A 16,427-nucleotide genomic window follows, 5' to 3' on the forward strand; every position below is an offset into this window, starting at 1 on the left:
CATCCAGCCATTTGGCACTAAACGTATTTAAGGGTTTTTGTTAACTTTTGCAACACTCTCTCATGTTGCTCTCACTATTCTCTCTCAAAAAGCCACCGAAACAACAACCTCAGGGTATAGCTTTGTAAGCTCTTTAAGCACAGTTAAACCATTCTCCACTCTCACTTTAGACGCATTAACTTAACGTCCAATGAGAAAGCCATGAGTCTTGGCGTGATGCGACTCTTTCATCTTCACGGCTAGACACTCATTTTCCTGATTCGGATTACCGCATGTATGACACCGTAATACGTATGATACCGATGCGTATTACACCATAATAGCGGCGGGAAACCGTTCTCTTAGGGCAAGTACGATCGCAGACGGTTCACGTTCTTGCAAATTTTCTGGTTTGTTCCACGTAAAAGGGGCTTTTTGAGCTGCCGATAGCCACAACAGCCGTTTTGCTCGCGTCATGGCGACGTAAAGCAGACGAAACTCTTCTGCCGTTTTCAAATGTTTGGCGCGCGCCCAGGCATCCTCGATCGAAGACAGCAAAACCTGATGATGCAAATTAGCGCGAATCTGGGCGCGTGCGATCTCTGCCAGCGTAAAGTCACCGAGAAACTGCGCCTGTGGTGGAATCCATTGGGTCCCAGGAATGGTTTGCTCGTGCAGAAAGGGAATGAACACGTAGTCCCAATCCAGTCCTTTGGCTTTGTGCATAGTAATGACGGTTAACTGCCCAGCACGGATGTAGCGCTCTTCCGCATCATCTGTCTCGACGGGTTCAAACTGCTCTGAGGTGACGATCTCGCTCAAAAGCCCCAAAACGCCTGAAAGAGCGTGGTTGTCAGTCGTCTGCTGGGCAAGGCGCTCTGTGAGCTTGTCGGCAGTGGCTAGCTCTGTTTGCTCATAATCAAGTGTCTGCGCCAGAAACGGAATGAGTTGGGCGGTTGGAAGTTGTAGGCGGGCGTTGAGAAGGCTGGTGCAGTAGAGGCGTGCTTCGGCTACGGCATCAGGTTGGGCGGGGTCGAGGGGGCCAGGATAGAGAAACTGTTCTGGAAAGCTGACGATCGCGTTGAGATCTTGAGTAGGAATGCGCTTGCGGGCAACCAGAACCGTGAGAGCCGCTTTCAGGTTATCGGGCGAGTGGGGGCGATCGAGAAATTGCAGTAAGGTCAGCATTTCGGCTGGTACATGCGACTGGCGATCGCGTTGACCAACTTCATACACCCGCAAGGTATCGCCATACCATCGGTGCAGTTCCTTTGCCACAAAGCGCCCTTGCTCGTTGGTTCGAACCAGTACCGCGGCCCGTCGCTCAGGCTGTTTTTTGAACAATGCCAGAGATCGTTGCCCGATGCGTTCTACCGTTTGGTACACGTCGTCTGGCGTGTGTAGCTCCAGTCCCACACCTTCTGGCGCAGGATTCGCATCGGGTTGCGGATCATCTAAAGCAACTGGCTGAATTATTTGAACACTAAAGGGTTGCTCGTCCCCTGCCAATCTGGATTGGTTAACCCACTGCAAAGCAAAATTGGCTGCATCGATGATGGGATGACTGCTGCGTCCTGCCTGTGTCATCGTAGCTAGCCGCTTTTGGGCACGACACGCGTCACAAAAGTCTCGGAAAAAGATGGGATCTGCTGGGGTAAAAGTGGAGTTGATTGCCTGGTTGGGATCGCCTACGCGCACCAAATTCTTTCGATCGAGATTTTCTGGATCAGCCGGATCAGCCGCTAGAATCTCTAGCAGTTGGGTCTGTAGGGGACTGGAATCTTGTGCCTCGTCCTCAAAGACGGCGAACACCTGTTGCTGCCAGAACTGGCGCACTACCGGATCATCCAACACGCGCAGCGCCGCCAAAATCATTTCGTCGTAGTCAATCAGGTTCCGAAAGCGGAGTTGGGTCTGGTAGAACTCGTATAGTCCAGCGGCGATCGTCAAAACAGCATACGGATCGTCAATCTCATTGCTTTGCGATCGCAGTTCATCTGGCACTAAGCCGGAGCTTTTCGCCTCATGGATGGCGGTCGTTGCCAGCGCTGGCAGTACCTCCGATCGCAACACAGATTGCCGACGGAGGCACTCGGTTTCCTCGCCGTCAAACTGCCGCCCCTCCAGCAAAAGTTGATAGTGACGGGCATTCGCCGAGATCCACTGTTCAACGCAGGTACGAATGAGCCGATGGTTCTGGTTTGGCGTGACTAACACGCTGTCTGGGTTCAAGCCGGATAAATCTGGATGGGCACGCGCGATCGCCCACGCCAGCCCGTGCAGCGTTTGCACCAAAAAGCCTCCTGGTGGTAACCCCAACGCCTGCAAGTTCTGACGGATTTTTGCCTTTAAGTTTGCGGCTGCCGATCGCGTAAAGGTCACGACTACGAGTTGACGGCGGGCATTAAGCTGATGCTGAGCAATAGTGATCGCGGCGGCTACCGCCATCCCGGTAGACTTCCCAGCTCCTGGAACTGCCGAAACTGCTAACAGGCCTCCTTGCCACAGCGCAATCTCTCGCTGCCCTGGACGTAACGTATCGCGGAGTTGCTCTAGCGCTAAGGGAAGAGGGGTCGCTAACATGAGGAAGCGGGGGAGGCGGAGGGAGCAGGGGAGGCAGAAGGCGAAGGGGGAGTTTTAGCTTTGAGCTGGCTCTTCAAATAAATCTAACGGCAAATGCCCAAAGGTTTCGTTCACGTCACCATCATAAGCAGACTGGCAGGAAACAAGGACGCCTCGATGGGTACCTGTATAGGGCGCAACGTGGCAACGATCGCTCTTCGGGTTGAATTTGACGTACACAGAGCCTTCTAGCAAGGTGACTTCAGGCGTTGCTTCGTAGCCTAGCGCTTTGAGGTAAGACTTGAGCGCGATCGTGGCCTGGTTGATTGTGTCAGCACAGATGCCTAAGATTTGATAGTCAGAATGGGCAGCAACGAGCAAGAGTGCCTGTCGTATGAGTGCAGCTTCGGGAGTGGTTTCAGGTGATCGATCGACGCAAAGAAACGGCCTCAAAACACCTTGAGCCGTTTCTGTAGTCAAATCTGATTTAAGCGTTGGCATAACGTTTCAACTAATGTCCATCTCCTCAGCCTATCATTCATCGTAACGCCCGATAGGCAGACGCTGCGGAGTCATGACTAGCTATCGAGCAGCCGCGATCGCGTTGAATCTGTCAAAAAACGCCTGACGGGGGGCTTGCAAGAGCACTTTTTTGTTGTAGCTTAGTGAATAGACTTATTGAGTAATTTTCTCAATAGAAACGTCCCCACAACCCTTAGAACGACCCCTTAGAACAACATATGAGCAAAACAGAGCGGCGATCGACCTTGAGCTTGGAAGGACGGTGTTTAGGCTTCGTGTTTAAAGAGGGTACTCCCAAGTGCTTACGGCTTTTAACGGCAGATGGAGAGCATGTAGTGAAGCTGGCAAAAGAGGTGCGGTTCTCGCTGGATCAAGCGATCGTTCCAGGGGCGTGGATTCAAGTTTTGGGCAAAAAGAAACTGAGCCACAAGCCTGAGCAGACAACCTTTAAGGCCTACAGAGTGAGCCTTGCTACGCCTGGAAAGCTAGAAGAAACGCCATCAGTGACCGTGCCCAGACCTACCGCTAGCGCCAAAATTCTCGTCTGTCAAAAGTCAGACTGTATGAAACGAGGTGGTAAAGCAGTCTGTCATGCTCTAGAAGCAGCTTTGAGCGATCGTGAGCTATCTGATGTCAAAATTCAGGGCACAGGCTGCATGAAGCACTGCAAGGCGGGGCCTAACATTGTGTTTATGCCTGACAAAACTCGCTACAGCCGCGTCTCCGCCGAGGACATCGGAGCTTTGGTGGATGAACACTTCCCGCGCATATCGCACCCAGAAGCCAGCGCTGCCAACAACGGATGATCAACACTTTAGCTTGGCTCTGGACTGCTTCGGGTCTATGAAGCCAAGCGTACGCAGGTAAGAAGAACGGCGTTTAAGCTTTGCTTGATTCAGAGCGGGAAACGCCATCTTCTCTTGAAAATAAGTTTAGATAAAGAAATAAAGATCTGAGCCAAATATCGTGTTGCCCTCATGACCAGTAGGCTTACCCACCAAGGGAAATTGCCAAACTGTGTTCCATGAGGGCAACCGTTTGTGCTTTGCAATTTATGTCTTACCAAATGAGCACAAGAACTAGATCTTAGGGGTGCCTCTGCCTAATACCTGGTCTCTCAAGGAACCGAAACTAGCCGCTAGCTCTTCTCGGTTGGATGCTCTCCAGAGGTACCGATAGATAAACCAGGCTGTGTAGGCAAACCCAATCAGCTCAAAGGTGGGAGCCAGTAAAGGAATGTCGTTGATGGCACCCAGGAGGGCGAGCGTCAGTTTAACTGAAACGATCGACCCAAAAATCAAGCCAAGTGTAATGATGGGACGCCTATACTCACCAAAAAAGTCAGATAAATAGTCAGGCAATCCAGACAAAAAGGCATAAATGCGATCGGCAACCTGCTTCAACTGCTGGCTTGTCTCTGTTTCTGTCTCAGAGGCAGGCGGCAACAATGGTGGCTCTTCCAGGGACAAATTTGTCTCAGGAGCAAAGTCTGAAGGGCTTGTATCAGGAAATTCGGTTTCTTTAACGTCAGGGTTCATACTCATAACCTGGGGATTAACAACCTGGGCAGTGCTGGATCAAGAGAAATCTCCCAGCAATCGAACGACGAGTCTGGTTCGGCAGCTTTTTTTAACACTAACAACCTTAAAGTCAGGTTTTATCACTAGTAAGACGGATTAAGCAAGAGTGCAACAAACCCGATCGATCGCGCTCGTAGCACTCTCAACCTTAGCAAGACAGGTCAGTTCTGGTGCAGTTGAATGATTAAAAATCTTAGCTGCAACCGACCGCATCATACTCTCCAATGAGACGTTTTGAACACAAAGGTTAGCTGGTTACAGCGAGATAGCCCACAGTTGGGCCTATACAGGCGCATAATTGCCTGTTTTCAACGTTACTCAAGTTAATTTAGCGTCTGCTACGGGCATGCTAAAAGCGACACGTTGTGCCACAGATGCTTGGCATAACGTCATTCAGGCTCCCGTTTGCCATCACCAGGAAGGTGACAACCGATTGGACGATCGCAACGGTTCCTGATTAACACGACACCGCTTGTCCTTAGCGCTAGCTTTGCCTGTAACGGCTGAGCGATCGCCTTGTCATATTGTCCACTGCTCAACCGTGCGGGTTGGCAAAAGAGAAGCACAATGGCTCAGATTTTAGTGATTGAGGATGACCCCCTTGTCAGCGCGCTGATACTCAAGCTGCTGAAAGCTGAAGCGTTCGAGGTCTTGTTCGCTGATGATGGCCTTACAGGTGTGAAATTGGCGCAGGCATATGAACCTGACCTGATCATCTGCGACATCATGATGCCTGAGTTTGACGGCTATGAAGTCTTGCAGCAACTTCGCCATGAGCCAGTAACGGCCATGATCCCTTTCATTTTTTTGAGTGCCAAAGCCGATCGCACAGATCTCCGGCAGGGAATGGAACTCGGTGCAGATGATTACCTGACAAAGCCCTTTAAGCGTGCGGAGCTACTGGGTGCGATCGCCGCCCGTCTAAACAAACAGGCCGCTTTGACCAAACCCTACATTGATGAAATGAAGCGGGCTGCCAGTACTTTGGGGCAAATCGCGTATGTCGATCCTCTCACGAGCCTTCCCAATCGCATTTCGTTTCATACTGAATGCCAAAAAGCCATCGAGCATGCACAGCAGTCCAATCGACTTGTAGCTATTGTGCAGTTTAATTTGAAAGATTTTAGGGCAATCAACACGACCTTGGGCTACTTTAGCGGTGATCACGTGCTGCAAAAGGTCGCCGCACGCCTCAAACAAGCTGCTGCCAACTATACGGTAGCGCGTCTTGCAGGCAGCGATTTTGGCATTTTGCTCAATGCTCTCCCCAGCGAAAGCGCGATCGCAGATGCGGCTAAACGACTTCTGGCTGCCCTCACTGAGCCTTATCAGCTTGATGGACAGAGCATTCAAGTGCAGATGAGAGCGGGCATTGCCTTCTACCCAGATCATGGTAACGCCCCTGGCGAGTTGCTAACCTGTGCTGATCTGGCCGTGCAGTCAGTCAGTCAGAACGATCAGTATCAGGTCTATACTCCCGTGATGGCGACTATAGCGGCTGAAAGTCGCTTTATGGAGAGCCAATTCACACTTGCGCTGGATCAGCATGAGCTAGAAATTTACTATCAACCACAGGTGAATTTAATCACCGGGCGGATCATTGGCGCAGAAGCGATACTCATGTGGAATCATCCAGAGCGGGGCTTGATGCATCCCAGTGTGCTAATGCCAGTTGCAGAGGAGGCGGTTGTAGACCCGATCGAGCAATGGATGTTAGAAACTGTTTGCACGCAAGCAAAAGAGTTACAAACCGTAGCACAGCGCCCCATCCGTCTAGCAGTAAACCTGTCAGCGCGGCAGTTTCAGCTTTCACAAGAGCGCTTGGTGTCTACCGTTTCTGCCGTGTTGCAGCAAACCGCGCTTGACCCAGAGGTGCTAATGCTAGAACTGACCGAAGCCTACGCGATGAAAGAAGTGGATATGACCAGTGAGAAATTTCAAGCATTCAAGGCGATCGGCCTCCACCTTGCCCTGGATGAATTTGGTAGTGGTTATTCATCTCTAGGCCACCTGAAGCGCTTTCCCCTGGATGGGCTGAAGATTGACTCTTCGTTTATTCAAAAAATGTTGACCGATAGTGATGCTGCTGCGATTGCCAAACTGATGATTGCGATCGGGCAAAGCCTACAGCTTAAAGTCATCGCTACGGGTGTAGACACGATCGAGCAGTTTAAATTTTTGCGGCAAAGTGGCTGTTATGCCATGCAGGGCACCTTGTTTAGCCCACCTATATCTACATCTGAACTTCAGGAGCTTTTGCGAACAGACGCACGCTTCGATAGCAGCACCATAGCGAAAGACGATGTGGTTGAGTAGAGGTCGAAATGGAGGAGGGGGTTGGGGTATCTTCCGACAACTAAAAACTTCTTTCCTTTACCTTCTGCCCTCTACCTTTCATTTTTGAGCTATCAGCCGTCAGCGGTCAGCCTCTTACCTTCTAGCAGTGTCTAGCAACTAAAAACTAACAACCCTAGTGAAGCCATGCCGAAGGCTTTACAACTCCTTCTGCCTTCTGCCCTCTGCCTTTTGCCTTCTCCGCCTTTCAGCGAGGTCGCTTGGTGCGGTAAAGTTACAGATATGTATGATGACGATGACTTGAGTGTCCTCGATTTTGAGGACGATCTGGAGAGTCCTCTGGATCACATGGAGCCTGCTGATGCTGGGTTAGAGGAGCCAAAGCCTGATCCGGAGGAAATGTTGCGGCTGTTAGAAGCCACGGATCCAAACCAGCGGATGTTGGCAACACGGGCGTTTTGCGAACTTCAAGACGATCGCGCCGTACCCCGACTGATTCAACTCTTGACTGATCCCTGTCCGTTGGTGCGGGTGAGTGCCGCCTATGCGCTAGGGCGGAACCCTAGTGTGGATGCGGTAGAGCCTTTGATTACGCGCTTTAACGACGATTGGAATGGCTATGTCCGTAAAGGGGTGGTTTGGGCACTAGGCAACTGCCGCGATCGCCGTGCACTACCAACCTTGATTGAGGCGCTGAAAACGGATATTTCGGCAGTGCGGTTGTGGGCAGCTAGTTCATTAGCTCAGCTTGCAGCCGTTAGCTATGAGGCTGTGATCGCTGCCATTCCACCGCTCATTGAGTCGGTACGACACGACCCGATCGCGGCTGTGCGGAGCAACTGTGCTTGGACGCTGGGGCAACTCTGCCGCGAACTTCCATCCAACATCATTTATGGAACAGCCATTGATGCTCTTTTGGAGGTGTTTGCTGAAGATGGCGAGCTGGGCGTGAGAGAAGATGCGAAGGCGGCACTGCTCAAAGTAGGCGATCCTCGTGGCCTACAGGTAATAGAAGAATTAGAACGCGAGTGGTTTTGGTAGCAGGCAACCGCGATCGCGTGCTAAGCGCCCCTTTGCTACAGCCCTCCAAACCATTCATAGCCCTGATCTTCCCAATAGCCTTTCATCGGTGTCAGCTTGCTTAAAAAGGTGATTTGCGTGACCCATTTGCTTTGCTTGTAGCCCAACTTGACAGGGGATGCCAATCGCAACGGCGCGCCATTGTCTGGAGTGAGCGGTTGCCCGTTGCGCTGATAGGCCATCAACGTTTGGGGGTGGACTGCTGAAGCGAGATCCCAGCTTTCATAGTAACCATCGGCTGAGGTGAAGTAGACGTAGCGAACCGTGTCTTTGGGTTGTGCCAGGGTAACTAAATCGCGCAGACGCACACCATTCCACTGCACGATCGCTGCCCAGCCTTCAACGCACACGTGGCGAATGTTCATCGACGTGAGCGGCATGTTTTGCAGGTCTGCCAGGCTTAATTGCATGGAGCGATTGACGTCACCATCGATCGTCAACCGAAAGGTCGCTGGATCAATCCTGGGTGTGAAGTCAAACGTGTTAATGAGCAGCTTTTCTGCTGGATCAAGGGCACTGGTTGCAAATTCTGGCACAGGTTTCTGAGAAAGCATCAGTGCTTCAACCCGCTCATTCAACGGTTCTGAAAACCGACCGACCTGTTCGGCAAACAACGACGACGCGCACCCGTTTAACAGCAGCCCTGCACCAGAGAGCCCAGACCATTGCAGAAGGCGACGGCGAGAGAGGGTGCGTTTGGGGAGAATCAGGTTCATGGGGAAGAGTGGGATAGAGAGGCGGAGGAAGCAAGTGGTGCAGGGGGAAGGAGAGAGAAAGAGGCAGAGGAAGCAAGGGAAGCAGGGGAAGCGGGGGAGATTTGAATTCGGAGTGTCGAGGCCTGCACTCGAAGGGTTGAGCTTAGAGGTTGAACGATGCAGGTGTGCACTCGGAAGGTGAAGCTTTGATCGCGAAAGGTTGAGGTTTAAGGTCGAAACGTCGAGCTTTTCACTAGAAAGGTCGAGGTCTGCACTCGAAGGGGTAAGTCTAGACAGTCGATCGGTATAGTTTAAGGGACTCACTTAACCCTTCTGCCTCCCCCGCTCCTCCTGCCTCCTGCCCTCTGCCTTTCTTCTCTACAAAAACATCGACTTAACCAGACGAATGTTGCCCACTCGGAGGGCGAGGAGTGAATGAATCAGTGTAAACAGCAACACGGTGGGGACGGTGATGAAATGAATAGTGCGGAGGGTCTGCCAGTCACCAAAGAGGGCAGCAAGCCAATGTAATTGGGCAGGTTTGTACATGGCAAGACCACTGGCGATCGCCAACAGCAAAATCGGCATAATTGCGGTATAAACCAGCCGATGCCACGCATAGGTTTTGCGTTTGGCATTTTGGCTTACCTGGATTGCTTTCACGTCATTACCACTCGCGTAGCGATGCTGCCAGCGACGTGTAATAAACACATACAGCCCATAAGCCAGCAGGTTCAACGCATACACCCACATGAGGGCAAAATGCCAATCGCGCCCCTCTGCTAGCCCGCTGCCAATCACCAAGACGCGTGGAAAATGCCAACCTGCGCGCCCGCCAAACACAGGATTGGCATTGTAAATGCGCAAGCCGCTGGCAAGCATGAGCAGCAAGCTAATAATATTGATCCAGTGAAAGGCTTTCGCCGCGATCGCTTGGCTGGGCGCTTTTACCTTGCGTTTAGTTGGAACGGATGCATCCATAAGCGACAACCAATGCAAAGGTTACTGATAGAGAGCGGCAAATTTGGTCTTAAGTTGGTCAAGCTTCGGCAAATCGTGAATGACAACATAGGGATGATTTGGATTGTTGTCAATGAAATTTTGATGCTCTGTTTCGGCCTCATAAAATCCCGTTAAGGGAGCAAGCTGAGTCACGATCGGCTTTTGGAACACATGCGCTTGGTTCAGTTGGTCGATATACGCCTGGGCCACCTGCTTTTCATCTGGGCTGGCAAAAAAGATCGCTGAGCGATATTGCGTTCCTGCATCAGGCCCTTGCCGATTCAACTGCGTTGGGTCGTGTGCGATCGAAAAGTAAACCTTGAGCAGTTGACCGTAGGAGACTTGAGTGGGGTCGTAGGTGATTTTGACCGCCTCCGCATGCCCCGTTTGCCCAAAGCTGACTAACCCATAATGGGCTGTTTCGGCATTGCCACCAGAGTAGCCCGACACGACATCAGAAACCCCTTTGAGGTGTTCAAACACAGCTTCCATGCCCCAAAAGCAGCCTCCCGCAAAAACTGCCGTCCGCAGTTCCTTTGCTTTTGAAGTGGGGAGATTAACAGCTGGGTCAGGAAAGACTTTACTCACCATCGCGATCGACGAGTTAGCGGCAGACTGAGAGAACCGCAAATACGAGACTCCGCCTATCAGTGCGAGTGCTACTAACGACAAGATTGATAGCTTACGTAGAGAGCGAAAAATAAGGTTCGTTGTAGATGTTGACATGGTGTGGGTGGTGTAAGTGAGGAGTAAGTTGCGTTCAAAGCGGTAGAGACGGAAAAAACGGGGCTAGCCAAAGCTGCACTTGAACATCCCAACCAAGCAAGATGGCGATCGCGGTAAACACGATCATGACACCTCCTACCCGTTGTAGGGTAGCGCTGTGAGCGCGTAAGTTAAGCAGGCGTCGGCTGGCAGCACGTCCGCCATACGCGATCGCCAACAAGGGAACAGCCGCACCGACTCCGTAGGCAACTAGCAACCCAAGCGCGCTACCAACATGATGATCAACGGCTGCTAACACTAAGATGCCGCCCAGCACTGGCCCAGCGCATGGTGTCCATAGAAGTCCCAGTTGTGTACCTAACCAAAATTCACCCGTTAGCCCACCGCGCATCGATTCCTTCGTCCAACGGTGGAGAGGCAGATAGCTAAAGATCCGGTAGCTCCAGGCTGGCACAATGGCTAAAAGGCCGAGCAAGAGCAAAATGACGATCGCGATATACCGCAGCACACTTGCCAGCGCGGCAAACCAACTTGCTGTAATCCCCAAAAGGCTTCCTGCGACAGCAAATCCACCCACCAGCCCAATCACTAGCGCGATCGGGCCATACTTATGAGACTGGAGCGATCGTCCAACCACTACAGGCAAGATGGGCAACACGCACGGCGACAGTACAGTCAGAATGCCACCGAGAAAAGCGAGTCCTATAGAGAGAGTAGAGGGAGGCATTGGCGGTCGGGGGGGAGAGGCAGGAGGCAGAAGACAAAAAGCAGCACAGAGAGAGCAGGGGTCACAGAGGAGGCTAAGAGAAATAGCAAACGCCCCGTTAGCCCAATAGCTTGCGAATTGTTTGCTCGGTGGTATCGTATGCGCCTTCACCGATGTGGTCGTAGCGTAGTAAGCCTTGGCGATCAGCCAGGAACAAATGCGGCCAATACTCGTTGTTGTAAGCTCTCCAGGTTTTGAACTCGTTGTCGATCGGCACAGGGTACGTAATGTTGTGCTTCTGTAAGGCCTGCTTGACGTTGTTAAGATCGCGCTCAAAGGCAAACTCTGGCGTGTGGATACCAATCACCTTCAGCCCTTTATCGCTATAGCGCTGATGCCACTGCACAATGTAGGGCAACGTACGCTGACAGTTGATGCAGGCAAACGTCCAGAACTGCACCAGCACAACACTCCCCTTGAGATCACTAACTGCCAATGGAGCCGAGTTAAGCCACTGACTGATACCCTGAAAGTCTGGCAACCCTCTACTGGACGCGATTAGAGAACTATTACTTGATGCAACTTCAGCAGGAGTGCTGCTGCTAGAGGATGAACTAGAGGGAGCGATCGTCGTCTCTGGAACGGCTCGTCTTGAAATGACGCCCAAAGCCGTTGCAACGCCTGCACCCGCAACTCCTAAACCAAGATAGGACAGGAGTTGCCTTCTGCGCCGTGAAAGGTTTTCCATTTCTGCTCCCTCAAAAAACATGATGAGACATATGCATAACAGATACCCTTACGAATGCTTGTAATTGCTGTTTGTTACAACAAGCGTTCGTGAGGGTACCATCTGCTGCAATGCGGCTTTACCCTAATGAGACGATCGATTATGGTTTGGTCGTGGTCTCTTTCTTCATGGCATCGCCTTTCATGGCATCACTTTTCATGGCACCACCTTTGGCATCGCCTTTCATCGCGTCGCCTTTCATGGCATCACCTTTGGCATCGCCTTTCATCGCGTCGCCTTTCATGGCATCACCTTTGGCATCGCCTTTCATCGCGTCGCCTTTCATGGCATCACCTTTCATGGCACCTTCAGGGCTGGTACTAGCGGCGGGAGCACTACTAGGAGATGCTTGATTAACGGTTGGCGTACTGGAGCAAGCAGCAAGGCTAGCCATCGTTAGACCTGCAATGAGACACAACAGTTTTGCTTTCATGGTGATTTCATCCTTAGAGTAATGGAATGAGAAAAGCTGCTTTTGATTGATCAGGTGATGCTTGGAGTACGAACACAATTGCTCGTAGGATCTCGTTGTAAAGGCGATGCCAACAGCGGTGCTCTTACTTACGCCTGGTAAAGTTGGTTTCAGTTGTACAGGAGCTAAAGTGATTGGCTCAGTACGTATAGAGTCAATCACCTTAGAAATGTCAGCCTGACAAACTTCTGATACTTACCAGGCTTTACCGACTTGAGCATTGACGAGGTTGAAGCCGCTCGCCGATGTGGAAATTTCAATGGTAAAAACCACCCGATAAAACAGGCTTTGCCAAAACCTTTTAGTGCCGGGTCAAATTTCGTAGTTACTTCACTTCGGCAGCAGGAAATTGAGCGATTTTTCCTTTCTTTACGGCAACAACCACATCAAAATGGGAGCAGTATGCAAACGTGACATCGTTCGCTTTGTTGTAAAGGTTTACGACGTGACCAGCACCTCCTACTTGAATGCCGATCGGCTCCAAGTCACCATAGAAAAAGCGACGCAGTTGGTCACCACCGCCAATTTGGCCCTTGTTTTTTGTAATCAGGTCAATTTTTTCTTGGACGCTAGGCCCTGATTGCTTTGCTTCAGCGGCAATCGCCTTACCAACCAGTGATGGATTGAATGCTTTGAGTGATGCATCGCCAATCGTAACCAAACCAACCATTGCGACACCTGTGAGCAAAGAAGCTATTTTCATTGGGCACTCCTACTGAAAGATTTGGATAGTGATTGCGGCGTGTTGTCAGTTGAATCACCATTGATTCACACTCAAAGCATCGCAGCCAGCACTGAAACCTGTCTGAAGCGCAACAAGAAATTGCCTGAAATTCAGCCAATAGTGTTCTCAGACATCTCTCAGCGATTTCTCAGCTTGTGAAGGCTAGATGAGACCAGATCCTAACTGTTCAACCGCCAACCCATCAGGAGATGGAAAAGCAACTAGCACTTATACCAAACCTGTCAACGGAACAGCAGCCAGCTTCTATAGTTGGCGAACTCATCCCATCACGGGGCATCGCTGGAAGCCAAGAGTGGATGTGATCTTTTGTGTAGTAAGAACGGGCTGAGGTTAAACCAATTCCTGCCTGGTTTGCTTGATCAAATACTTCACTATTCTCTAAGATCCGATCTTCTTTAGGGCAGGACTTACGCAAATTCTCTAAAACTAGCCCCCCAGCCCCCAAATTTGGGGGAGCAAGCACTCAAAGTCCCCCAGAATTGGGGGATTTAGGGGGCGACTGCGTAAGTCCTATAGGGGTTAAAAGAATGCGTAAAGGGGCAGGCATAATACGCGTATTGAGCAGGCGCTCCATCTTACAATTAATTTCATCCTCCTACTTATAACCAGTTCGTACTTCTACCAGCGCTCGAACAATGAAACTGAACAATGCTTCTCGATCGCTCACCTGGCTTAGGTGGACAACGGCACTGGGCTTCATCGCCTGTATCACCCCAACGGCTGCCACTGGTGCAACAATCAACCCTATTGATGAGCCGCCATGCTATATGCGAACCCAGGATGGCAGAATTGTAAATTTGCAGAGCCTTTGCAGCCGAACGCCTCCCCAATCGACGCAACTCGACCCTGCGACCAATCAGTTAACACCAAGAACGCGATTGCCTCAAGCCGCACCAACTCAAGTAGGCGTTCCACCACAGGCAGGCGAGCAAACTGGAAGCCATGCTCAAGGTAATCCAGACTCAGATGATGGTCGCTACTGAGGAGGGTGCAAAGGCTTAAAGAGACTGGGATGGCAGCGATCGCTACCATCCCAGCCATGTTTAACGCTCTAAAGTGACAGAGGCTCTCGCGATCGAGATCTTCAGTCATTCTTTAACATCACCGTGCCAACCAAAGACTGTCACGATGACAAGGGGGTTTGCAGTTAGCTTTTCAGCGCTGCCAGCATTGCCTGATAGATTTGCGATTGATCGACATGCTTGGGCAGACCAGGAATGGTGAAGCCATACTGTTCAAAGTCCTTACCCACGTATTGCTTCAGGTTCAGCGGTGCGCCCTGGTAGTAAACGGGCACAGGACGGTTGCTGTGGTTGCCCCAACCGTACTTGATCGTGTCGTAAGCACCCCAGAAGTGACCAGCCGTTTTAGGAGTGTGCTTGGCAAAGGTCAAATCTTTCGCACCATAGCGATCGAGCAGTTTAGGGAAGTTGTCGTTGATGGTCAGGTAATGGTCGTGGTCAGCCGTGACAACCAACACATTCTTGCGCCAGCCGCCATGACCCTCAATCCACTGAATGACTTCGCCGATCGCATTGTCAAAGGCAATCACATTACCAATCAGGTTTTCCATGTTGTTATCATGGGCAGCCCAATCTACATCGCCACCTTCCACCATCAGCCAGAAGCCATCCTTATCCTTGCTCAATACGTTGAGTGCCGCTTTAGTCATTTGAGCAAGCGTTGGGTTCGCTTTGCGTTCGCGCTGAATGAAGTTCGTTGGCGTTTCACCTAGCACAAGCGGACGCACGGTATCAGGGGTCGGAATCTGCGTACCGTTGTTGGCGGGTTGACCCGTTGCAGCAGTGGAAGCAGACGCGCTTGAGTAGACCGAGAAGTTATCCAAGCCAGTCAAGGCATAATCGCCTGTAGACCCACGAGTGGGAATATTGCCGTTTTGACCGCGTGCGCCATACAGCCCCAGCAAACGCTGTCCCTGATTCGGATCAAGGTCTTTAGACACATCCAGCAGTTGCTTACCAGCGTTCACAATGTCCTTTGTTTTGACACTCAAGTCTGTGACGCGGGTATCACGCTCTAAGAACTTGTAGCCATAACGGTTTGAGTCAGGCTTGCTGTGCAGCTCGTTATAGGTTGATTCTCTGATATACGTAAAGCCTTTGGGCACGATCGTGCTAGCAGCAGCCGTATTCTCAAAGTCTAGAGGATGACCACCACCCAACAGCACGGTGGGTAGGTACGGCTCACCGGGGAGATCCGAGCGGATGGCCTCTTGCAGAATGTTATCCAGTGCTGGGTAGTCTGCATCGTATTTGGCACGGCGGTTAACGCTAGAGATGGCTGCACCAGGAGTTGCGTGGGTAATGGGTACGGATGTCACTACCCCTGTTGCTTTACCAAGCTTGTTGGCAGCTTGCAGAATGGTTTCTAGCAGCTTCTCGAAAATATCAACAGCGATCGCGTTGTTGTAGCTTTTAACCCCGGTATACAGCGATGTTGCCGTGTTTGCCGAGTCAGGATAGCTACACGTGATGTAGTCGCGATCGTACCCTTGAGCTTCGGCAACCGCAGGGCTAATCGGGGTCCAGGGATTAGGGCCACCCTTCGCTGGGTCGTAGCCAACCAAATTACCACCAGAGGTACTGCCACCCGTGCGGCAAGGCTGGAGAGCCGCAGCCGTCAAGTTACGTGCAGGTGTACCGGGGTTGAACTCTGGGCTAAAGGTGAAGCCAGGAAGGGGTGGAGCCGCACCTGTCGCACCACAATCAATACCAGTCGGATTGGTCGTTGATCTACAGGTAGAGTCGGATGCATTCAAGGCAGAGTTGCCATCGTTGTAGACTCCGTTCGCACCAGGAATGGTGGTGCCGTAGGTGGTGGCGTAGGTGTAGCCCTTCAGTTGTTGCATGAACAACCCAGTACCCTTGCCAGATTTGTAGGCAGGAGCACCCTTCGCGATCGAAGCCGCGCGAGCCATTTCCCAACCCATGCCATCGCCAATCATTAAAATGACATTGACGCCGTTACCGGAACCACTGTCGGCAAGCGCAGGCGGAAGACCGATCGGGCTGAACAACAGTGAGGATGAGGTAAAAACGGTAGCCGCAAGCAGTGCTAACCAACGTGAAAAGGTGCTAAAAAAGCGAAGCATTGGCAGAGACCTTTGGTGTGCAGGACAAAATGCAAAATAAAACAGCAGCCGAAGATAGCTGGATTGGCGATCCACTACAGCGGGTAAACTCGTACTGCTATCAGCTAAGCGACTAGCAAACTACTTATTGGTTAGGACTTACGCACTTGCCCCCTAGCCCCCAG

At 51.4% G+C, this 16,427-nt stretch carries 16 protein-coding genes; 4 read left to right on the top strand and 12 right to left on the bottom strand.

Annotation, left to right across the window (positions count from 1 at the left end; genetic code table 11):
* Nucleotides 1–309 precede the first annotated feature (309 nt).
* Together AC5JLP_RS34210 and AC5JLP_RS34215 are read right to left on the bottom strand one after the other, a co-directional pair.
* Entirely contained in the window at nt 310–2,562 is a 2,253-nt protein-coding gene (locus AC5JLP_RS34210) for an ATP-dependent helicase (protein ID WP_496072347.1), read from the bottom strand.
* A 54-nt stretch (nt 2,563–2,616) separates the two neighbouring features.
* Nucleotides 2,617–3,042 carry a DUF1824 family protein gene (locus tag AC5JLP_RS34215; protein ID WP_496072348.1) on the bottom strand — a complete coding sequence of 142 codons (426 nt, stop codon included), beginning with the start codon at nt 3,040–3,042 and terminating at the stop codon, nt 2,617–2,619.
* A gap of 239 nt (nt 3,043–3,281) precedes the next feature.
* On the opposite strand from AC5JLP_RS34215, the gene AC5JLP_RS34220 reads away from it, so the two are divergent.
* Nucleotides 3,282–3,869: a (2Fe-2S) ferredoxin domain-containing protein gene (locus tag AC5JLP_RS34220; protein WP_496072349.1), complete on the top strand. Its 588-nt coding sequence runs from the start codon at nt 3,282–3,284 to the stop codon at nt 3,867–3,869.
* 273 nt (nt 3,870–4,142) lie between these two features.
* Here the strand turns inward: AC5JLP_RS34220 and AC5JLP_RS34225 are convergent, their stop codons facing one another.
* Entirely contained in the window at nt 4,143–4,601 is a 459-nt protein-coding gene (locus tag AC5JLP_RS34225) for a CAAD domain-containing protein (RefSeq protein WP_496072350.1), read from the bottom strand.
* Between the two features lie 431 nt (nt 4,602–5,032).
* Nucleotides 5,033–5,209 carry a hypothetical protein gene (locus AC5JLP_RS34230; protein ID WP_496072351.1) on the bottom strand — a complete coding sequence of 59 codons (177 nt, stop codon included), beginning with the start codon at nt 5,207–5,209 and terminating at the stop codon, nt 5,033–5,035.
* A gap of 1 nt (nt 5,210) precedes the next feature.
* Between AC5JLP_RS34230 and AC5JLP_RS34235 the strand changes: the two genes are divergently transcribed.
* Together AC5JLP_RS34235 and AC5JLP_RS34240 are read left to right on the top strand one after the other, a co-directional pair.
* Nucleotides 5,211–6,959, top strand: coding sequence for an EAL domain-containing response regulator (locus AC5JLP_RS34235; protein WP_496072352.1), 1,749 nt, complete (start codon nt 5,211–5,213; stop codon nt 6,957–6,959).
* Between the two features lie 165 nt (nt 6,960–7,124).
* The gene (locus AC5JLP_RS34240; RefSeq protein WP_496072353.1) at nt 7,125–7,979 is read left to right on the top strand and encodes a HEAT repeat domain-containing protein; all 855 of its coding nucleotides are present in this window, start codon (nt 7,125–7,127) and stop codon (nt 7,977–7,979) included.
* Between the two features lie 35 nt (nt 7,980–8,014).
* Here AC5JLP_RS34240 and AC5JLP_RS34245 read toward each other — a convergent pair whose 3' ends face one another.
* The 7 genes from AC5JLP_RS34245 to AC5JLP_RS34275 form a co-directional block, all read right to left on the bottom strand.
* On the bottom strand, nt 8,015–8,734 hold the full coding sequence (locus tag AC5JLP_RS34245) for a molybdopterin-dependent oxidoreductase (protein WP_496072354.1): 720 nt from the start codon (nt 8,732–8,734) through the stop codon (nt 8,015–8,017).
* A gap of 357 nt (nt 8,735–9,091) precedes the next feature.
* Nucleotides 9,092–9,694: a cytochrome b/b6 domain-containing protein gene (locus tag AC5JLP_RS34250; RefSeq protein ID WP_496072355.1), complete on the bottom strand. Its 603-nt coding sequence runs from the start codon at nt 9,692–9,694 to the stop codon at nt 9,092–9,094.
* A 21-nt stretch (nt 9,695–9,715) separates the two neighbouring features.
* The gene (gene msrA, locus AC5JLP_RS34255; protein WP_496072356.1) at nt 9,716–10,441 is read right to left on the bottom strand and encodes a peptide-methionine (S)-S-oxide reductase MsrA; all 726 of its coding nucleotides are present in this window, start codon (nt 10,439–10,441) and stop codon (nt 9,716–9,718) included.
* 34 nt (nt 10,442–10,475) lie between these two features.
* Nucleotides 10,476–11,168: a cytochrome c biogenesis CcdA family protein gene (locus AC5JLP_RS34260; RefSeq protein ID WP_496072357.1), complete on the bottom strand. Its 693-nt coding sequence runs from the start codon at nt 11,166–11,168 to the stop codon at nt 10,476–10,478.
* A gap of 97 nt (nt 11,169–11,265) precedes the next feature.
* Complete coding sequence (locus AC5JLP_RS34265; RefSeq protein ID WP_496072358.1) at nt 11,266–11,895, bottom strand: thioredoxin family protein; 630 nt, start codon at nt 11,893–11,895, stop codon at nt 11,266–11,268.
* A gap of 139 nt (nt 11,896–12,034) precedes the next feature.
* Nucleotides 12,035–12,367: a hypothetical protein gene (locus AC5JLP_RS34270; RefSeq protein WP_496072359.1), complete on the bottom strand. Its 333-nt coding sequence runs from the start codon at nt 12,365–12,367 to the stop codon at nt 12,035–12,037.
* A gap of 364 nt (nt 12,368–12,731) precedes the next feature.
* A complete protein-coding gene (locus AC5JLP_RS34275; protein ID WP_496072360.1) occupies nt 12,732–13,109 on the bottom strand; it encodes a hypothetical protein in 378 nt (125 codons plus the stop codon).
* A gap of 677 nt (nt 13,110–13,786) precedes the next feature.
* Between AC5JLP_RS34275 and AC5JLP_RS34280 the strand changes: the two genes are divergently transcribed.
* A complete protein-coding gene (locus tag AC5JLP_RS34280) occupies nt 13,787–14,134 on the top strand; it encodes a hypothetical protein (protein WP_496072361.1) in 348 nt (115 codons plus the stop codon).
* Between the two features lie 164 nt (nt 14,135–14,298).
* Here AC5JLP_RS34280 and AC5JLP_RS34285 read toward each other — a convergent pair whose 3' ends face one another.
* Complete coding sequence (locus tag AC5JLP_RS34285) at nt 14,299–16,263, bottom strand: alkaline phosphatase (protein WP_496072362.1); 1,965 nt, start codon at nt 16,261–16,263, stop codon at nt 14,299–14,301.
* Between the last annotated feature and the right edge of the window lie 164 nt (nt 16,264–16,427).

The sequence above is a fragment of the Stenomitos rutilans genome, assembly GCF_059505485.1.

What these genes read in the sequence shown, in the direction of transcription:
- AC5JLP_RS34260 (WP_496072357.1), bottom strand. Translation starts at nt 11,168, where the DNA reads ATGCCTCCCTCTACTCTCTCTATAGGACTCGCTTTTCTCGGTGGCATT.
- AC5JLP_RS34285 (WP_496072362.1), bottom strand. Translation starts at nt 16,263, where the DNA reads ATGCTTCGCTTTTTTAGCACCTTTTCACGTTGGTTAGCACTGCTTGCG.
- AC5JLP_RS34270 (WP_496072359.1), bottom strand. Translation starts at nt 12,367, where the DNA reads ATGAAAGCAAAACTGTTGTGTCTCATTGCAGGTCTAACGATGGCTAGC.
- AC5JLP_RS34240 (WP_496072353.1), top strand. Translation starts at nt 7,125, where the DNA reads ATGCCGAAGGCTTTACAACTCCTTCTGCCTTCTGCCCTCTGCCTTTTG.
- AC5JLP_RS34215 (WP_496072348.1), bottom strand. Translation starts at nt 3,042, where the DNA reads ATGCCAACGCTTAAATCAGATTTGACTACAGAAACGGCTCAAGGTGTT.
- AC5JLP_RS34275 (WP_496072360.1), bottom strand. Translation starts at nt 13,109, where the DNA reads ATGAAAATAGCTTCTTTGCTCACAGGTGTCGCAATGGTTGGTTTGGTT.
- AC5JLP_RS34280 (WP_496072361.1), top strand. Translation starts at nt 13,787, where the DNA reads ATGAAACTGAACAATGCTTCTCGATCGCTCACCTGGCTTAGGTGGACA.
- AC5JLP_RS34245 (WP_496072354.1), bottom strand. Translation starts at nt 8,734, where the DNA reads ATGAACCTGATTCTCCCCAAACGCACCCTCTCTCGCCGTCGCCTTCTG.
- AC5JLP_RS34250 (WP_496072355.1), bottom strand. Translation starts at nt 9,694, where the DNA reads ATGGATGCATCCGTTCCAACTAAACGCAAGGTAAAAGCGCCCAGCCAA.
- msrA (WP_496072356.1), bottom strand. Translation starts at nt 10,441, where the DNA reads ATGTCAACATCTACAACGAACCTTATTTTTCGCTCTCTACGTAAGCTA.
- AC5JLP_RS34210 (WP_496072347.1), bottom strand. Translation starts at nt 2,562, where the DNA reads ATGTTAGCGACCCCTCTTCCCTTAGCGCTAGAGCAACTCCGCGATACG.
- AC5JLP_RS34225 (WP_496072350.1), bottom strand. Translation starts at nt 4,601, where the DNA reads ATGAACCCTGACGTTAAAGAAACCGAATTTCCTGATACAAGCCCTTCA.
- AC5JLP_RS34235 (WP_496072352.1), top strand. Translation starts at nt 5,211, where the DNA reads ATGGCTCAGATTTTAGTGATTGAGGATGACCCCCTTGTCAGCGCGCTG.
- AC5JLP_RS34265 (WP_496072358.1), bottom strand. Translation starts at nt 11,895, where the DNA reads ATGGAAAACCTTTCACGGCGCAGAAGGCAACTCCTGTCCTATCTTGGT.
- AC5JLP_RS34220 (WP_496072349.1), top strand. Translation starts at nt 3,282, where the DNA reads ATGAGCAAAACAGAGCGGCGATCGACCTTGAGCTTGGAAGGACGGTGT.